Origin of the sequence: Mesorhizobium sp. M7A.F.Ca.CA.003.01.2.1, from assembly GCF_003998945.1 — a bacterium.
Lineage (GTDB): Bacteria > Pseudomonadota > Alphaproteobacteria > Rhizobiales > Rhizobiaceae > Mesorhizobium > Mesorhizobium ciceri.
In genome coordinates, this window is record NZ_RZRA01000393.1 from 1 (window position 1) to 4880 (window position 4880).

Sequence of the window (4880 nt, forward strand, 5' to 3'; positions counted from 1 at the left end):
AAGCAATAGACTGATTTTCGCAGCTTAAATTTCGGTTACGATCGGCACATGATCGTGCTGATCGTCGCAGAAATTCACTTCTGATCTTCGACCATTGGCTAGAATGTGTCGCCGACATTCTCCACACTCCGCGGAAGCGCTCCTCTCGTGAAGCTCCGAAGATCAGCGAGCAGCTTTGCGTGTCGATCGTCGGTCGCCGATATCATGACCGCTGCCTCATCGGTGCGATCATCTCGTGCAGGCGGACGATCTATACTGCAATGCGACAGCCGATCGGTGCATCGTCTTGTCAAGCACGAACGCAGATCGGCCTGCTCGTGAATTGACAGATAACTCTACATGGCAGAGTATTCTGTACAGCATGCTGGAGCATTTCAATGTCGATCGCACAGGAGCAAGCGGCGCTGTCGCCGTTCGAGATTGCCAAGACGGTCCGCCACGGCGGCAGCATGGTTGTCGGCGGCCTCCGGCTTGGCTGCGCCGGAGCCAATCGATGAGTGCCGACGAAATCATCCACCAGAGCACTCGGCTCAGGATCATGGCGGCGCTGAGCATGCTGGAAAGGCGGCAAACGCTGGATTTCACCGGGCTGAAAGCCATCGTGGACGTCACCGACGGCAATCTCGGTGCGCATCTCGATACGCTGGCCAGGGCTGGTTATGTCGACATCGAAAAGCTGTTCGTCGGCCGCCGGCCGCAGACGCGCGTCAGGGCGACGACGAGCGGACGGCGCGCGTTCCGCGGCCATGCCGCATTCCTGCGCAAGATCCTCGATCAGGCCGAGGCGGCGGCGCGCAGGAAATAGCGTGATGACTGGGCAATCCGCTCAGCGCGCGGCAACAACGGCAACGCCGGCGCCGATCATCACACCGCCCGCCGCGCGGTTCACCCGGCGTACGATCCTTGGTGTGCGCAACAGGCTGCGGGCGCGACCGGCGAGGACGACATGACCGCCGATCACCACGACCTCGACGGCCACGATCACCATCATCAGCACACCGAGATGACCTGCGTCGAGCGATGCGCCGACGACGCTAGGCAACAGCGCAATGTAGAACAACGGCATTTTCGGATTGCCAAGATTGAGCGCGATGCCGGTGGCAAAAATCATCAACAGCCCTCGCCGTCCTGAGATGGGCTGCAGTTCGGGAATGACGGGCGCCGCCATCCACAGCCTGATGCCCGTCCAGACCAGATAGGCCGCTCCACCATAGCGAAGCACCGTCATGACGATCGCCATCTTGGCGGCGACGATCGACAGGCCGAAGGCGGCGAGGATCAGGAAGATGAGGATGCCGACCACGGTGCCGGCACCGTAGGCGATGCCCGACGCGGCGCCATTGGAGATTGTGCGCGCGACGATCGTCATGTTGTCCGGACCCGGGCTGGCAGCGAACACGAAGAAGGCGGCCGCAAAGGCAAGCGAGGTCGCGAGATCCATGAAAACTCCCGAGGGTAATGCCGCTCTCGGGAGTCCAGACTAGCCGGTTTACCTGTCGGCGCCATCAGGAAAATCGAGAAACTGCGCGATGCGCATTTCCGTCACGGCTGATAGCCGAGGCAGATGGCGCCGAGCGCGACGATGGCGCAGGCGCCGACCCGCCGCGGCGTCAGCACCTCGCCGAGGAACAGACGTCCGATGAAGGCCGCGAAGACGACGCTGGTTTCGCGGATCGCGGTGATCGGACCGGCCGGTCCGAGCGCGAAGGCCGCGACCACGACACCGTAGGCCAGAAGTGCAAACAGGCCGCCGCCCAGCGCCTTCCAGGTTTCCGGCGCACCCAGGTCGACTGTGAGCCGGCCACGGCAGGCGACGAAGGCCGCCGGCAGCAACGCGCCGTAGATCACCAGCACCCATGCGGTATAGGCACCGGCGTTTCCCGCCGCCCGAACGCCGAGCGCATCGACCGTCGCATAGGCGGCGATGATCGCTCCCGTTGCCAGCGCATAGAGTATCGATGTCGTGGCGGCCCTGCCCCTTCCGAGAGAAAGGCCCATGATGCCGCCCGCGACCAGCGCGACACCGATGGTCTGCGGCAGAGTGAGCTGCTGGTTGGCCAGGAAGAACTCGCCGAGCGTGACGAGCAGCGGCACGCTGCCGCGAACGATCGGATAGACCTGTCCCAGCTCGCCATATCTGTAGGCGGCCACCAGAAACAAACTGTAGCCAACCTGCAGGCAGGCCGAGAGCACAATGTAGGACCAGGCCGGCGCGGCCGGAAGGGCGTGGAAGAAGGCTAAGGGGATGGCGAGCGCCGTACTGGAAAAGCTCATGACGGTGACGGTCCACAACCTGTCGGCCCCCGTGCGCAGGAACGCGTTCCAGGTTGCGTGCAGGATCGCCGCAAACAATGCGAGCCCGATGACCAGCGGGCTCATTGGGACTTACGCGAAGCAGCGACGATGCCCATGGCCGCCTTGCGGGCGTCGCGAATGGCGGCGTCGGCCGGCCCCATCTGCGCCAGCAAGGTCGCACCTTCGATCAGCATAAGCAGTGTCGCCGCCACGCTTTCGGCGCGGCCGCGCGGCATCATCTCTTCGAGGATAGACCGCATGCGCCGCTTGAGGCCGTTCTTCTGCCTGACAACGGCCTTGAAAACCGGATGCCCGGGATCGCCGAACTCGGCCAATGCATGTGCGAACAGACAGCCATGGAAATCGGCGCTGCGGAACCAGAGTGCATGCCAGTCAAAAATCCTTCCGATTTTCTGTTCCGGCGGAATGCCCTCCTGGGCGAGCCGGTCGAGCTGGCGGTCGAAACGCATAGCGCGATAGTCGAGCACCTCGACGATCAATTCGTCCTTGCTGGGGAAGTGGCGATACATCGTCATCTTGGCCACATCGGCTTCGGCGATGATCCGGTCGATACCCGTCGCATGGAAGCCGGCGCGCTTGAACAGCACGTAGGCCGTTTCAACGACGTGCTGGCGCTTATCGGAAACGGGCGATGGTGTCATGGCGCATACCGAGTGGTGAGACAGGTCTGTCTCATACATATGCGACGGATCGCGCCAGCTGTCAACGCGGCACGAAAAACGCCTGCAGCCGATCAAGCCACAGGCGCGAAAGAGATTGGAAGGGGAAACCGGGTTTAGCGCAGAATGCGGCAGCGGCCGTTGTAGACCATCCAGCGGTCGAAGCCCGAGACGCAGAATTCGACATTGTCGCCGATCGAGGCAAAGCCCTGGCCTTCCTCGATCAGGTACCAGATGGTGCGATCGCGGCCGTCGGACAGGCTGACGGTGGCCCCGCAATAACGGCGACCGATCGGCCAGGTATCGTCGGCCGCCAGATAGCGATGCTGGTGAATGCGCCGGAAATCGGTGATCTGCACATCCGGCAGATGCGGCACGTGATGCACCTGATAGGAAAAGCGGCTGGTGATCTTGTTCAGTACCCAAGGCTGACCGCAGACCCCGCTGTCTTCATCGGAATAGACCGTAAGATCGGCGGCCTGCACGGTCTGGGTGATACCGAGAGGCGCGGCAAGCGGGGTGCAGAGCGAAATCAGGGCGGCAAGAGCGGATTTGGCGAAGCGAGTCATGGCAGCCTCTCAAGGTCGATTGTGCGCACTGTGCGGATTCGCTCGGCGGCGGTCAAGCGGTTGCGTTGACAATGGTTTCCCAGTTTGAAACTGCTTTTTGACCAAAGCCGAATTTACACGGCACCGGAATGGCTCTGGCACGTTCATGCCCGGATCCAAAAGAGCGCGGGTCCCGGGTCGTCAATGAGCCCGCCTCAAGCCTGCTCGCCGGCCAGCCATTCCAACGACCAGTGCGCCGGCCGCCCCACCGCAAGCAGCCTGTGCAGGGCCGGCAGCAGCGTCCGCAACTCGCCCTCCAGCGTGAACGGCGGATTGACCACCAGCAGACCGCTGCCGTCGAGGCTGGGTTCCGAAGAGGCCGGCCTGATCTCGAATTCGATGTCGAGCAGCTTCGGGATGCCCGATTGCTTCAGCGCCTTGCGGAAAGCGATGATCGCCTTGCGGTCCTTGATCGGATACCAGAGCGCGTAGATGCCGCCTGGCCAGCGCTTGTGCGCCCTTATGAGCCCGTCGACGAGGCGATCGAACTCACCCGCTTCCTCGAATGGCGGATCGATGAGAACAAGGCCGCGCTTCTCCTTCGGCGGCAGATGGGCGCCGAGCGCCAGCCAGCCATCGAGTTCGATGATCCGGGCCTGGAAATCGCCGGCAAAGAACGTCCTCAGCCTCGCGGCATCCTTGGGGTGCAGCTCGATCGCGGTCAGCCTGTCCTGCTTGCGCATGAGATGGCGCGCAATCAACGGCGAGCCCGGGTATTTCTGGATGCCACCCTCAGGGTTGAGCGACCGTATTGTCTCCAGATAAGGCGCGAGCAGTGCTGCCACCGGCGCGGCAAACGGGGCATCGATCAGCCTGCCGATGCCGCCTTGCCACTCACCCGTCTTCTGCGCTTCGGCCGACGACAGATCGTAGCGGCCAATGCCGGCATGGGTGTCGACGACCCGAAACGCCTTGTCCTTCTGCTTCAGATACTCGAGCAAGCGCGTCAGCACGACATGCTTGACGACGTCGGCGAAATTCCCGGCATGGTAGGCGTGGCGGTAGTTCATCGTTTTGTGCCGTTATGCATGTCGTTGTCCCAAAACCGCTGCACACTTTTGGGCGACATGCATCAGCCCCTGCCCCAGCGCGGCGGTGGCGGCTGAGAGTTCGGATTTTCCGGCCGACCGCCTCGAGTGCGCAAGGTCAGCAAAAATCCGATCAGGCCGATCGCCATCAGCGCGAAGCCGACCGGCCGTGCACGGCTGTCGATCTCGCCTGCGCCGGAGCGCAGGATGAGATCGACAGCCCGCATCGGTATGTCGTCGGCATCACCCGGTCCGACGGTGAAGACGTA

At 62.8% G+C, this 4880-nt stretch carries 6 protein-coding genes and 1 pseudogene; 1 reads left to right on the forward strand and 6 read right to left on the reverse strand.

Annotated elements, in window-relative coordinates; genetic code table 11:
- The first annotated feature begins 493 nt into the window (after positions 1 to 493).
- Positions 494 to 805 carry a transcriptional regulator gene (locus tag EN969_RS16935; RefSeq protein WP_013532486.1) on the forward strand — a complete coding sequence of 104 codons (312 nt, stop codon included), beginning with the start codon at positions 494 to 496 and terminating at the stop codon, positions 803 to 805.
- Between the two features lie 21 nt (positions 806 to 826).
- Here the strand turns inward: EN969_RS16935 and EN969_RS16940 are convergent, their stop codons facing one another.
- From EN969_RS16940 to EN969_RS16965, 6 genes and pseudogenes are all read right to left on the reverse strand, one after another.
- Positions 827 to 1441, reverse strand: a complete 615-nt coding sequence (locus EN969_RS16940) for a LysE family translocator (RefSeq protein WP_013532487.1) — start codon at positions 1439 to 1441, stop codon at positions 827 to 829.
- Positions 1442 to 1542: 101 nt separating this feature from the next.
- Entirely contained in the window at positions 1543 to 2379 is an 837-nt protein-coding gene (locus tag EN969_RS16945; RefSeq protein WP_013532488.1) for a DMT family transporter, read from the reverse strand.
- Entirely contained in the window at positions 2376 to 2957 is a 582-nt protein-coding gene (locus EN969_RS16950; RefSeq protein ID WP_013532489.1) for a TetR/AcrR family transcriptional regulator, read from the reverse strand. The genes EN969_RS16945 and EN969_RS16950 overlap by 4 nt, the downstream gene beginning before the upstream one ends.
- Positions 2958 to 3091: 134 nt before the next feature.
- On the reverse strand, positions 3092 to 3544 hold the full coding sequence (locus EN969_RS16955) for a hypothetical protein (RefSeq protein WP_013532490.1): 453 nt from the start codon (positions 3542 to 3544) through the stop codon (positions 3092 to 3094).
- Between the two features lie 194 nt (positions 3545 to 3738).
- Positions 3739 to 4593, reverse strand: coding sequence for a 23S rRNA (adenine(2030)-N(6))-methyltransferase RlmJ (locus EN969_RS16960; RefSeq protein ID WP_013532491.1), 855 nt, complete (start codon positions 4591 to 4593; stop codon positions 3739 to 3741).
- Positions 4594 to 4655: 62 nt separating this feature from the next.
- Positions 4656 to 4880 (reverse strand): annotated as a pseudogene (locus tag EN969_RS16965) (hypothetical protein); the annotation flags it as partial.